This is a genomic window from Chromohalobacter sp. HP20-39, assembly GCF_033052815.1.
Taxonomy (GTDB): domain Bacteria; phylum Pseudomonadota; class Gammaproteobacteria; order Pseudomonadales; family Halomonadaceae; genus Chromohalobacter.
The window spans coordinates 1-255 of the sequence record NZ_JAWHTP010000899.1 but is presented as its reverse complement, the minus strand read 5'-3'; the positions used below and the strand labels follow the sequence as shown (position 1 = coordinate 255).

General features: G+C 63.5%; 1 protein-coding gene. It reads right to left on the bottom strand.

The window, feature by feature from the left end:
- A partial coding sequence (locus RVY79_RS20570; protein ID WP_317466447.1) for a hypothetical protein occupies positions 1-255 on the bottom strand: 255 nt, incomplete at both ends.

Genomic DNA, 255 nt, shown 5'->3' with positions numbered 1-255 from the left:
TCGAGTTCGGCAACGCCGCGTTTCTGTTCGGCGGCGAGCGTAACGGCGTGAACGAGATGCGAGGTGTTGTGTCCGGCCGGATGAAGCGCGATCGGCGGTCCGACGACATTGTCGCCGGCTGCAACGAGGCCGGCATTGGCTTGAACGATCAGGCTGCATTGCAGCGCGAGCCAGCTCTCGCAATAGGTGCGGAAATCCGTGGCATCGCCGAGCTGTTTCCACAGCGCAGATTCCAGCATGGCGACCTGGCCGGCA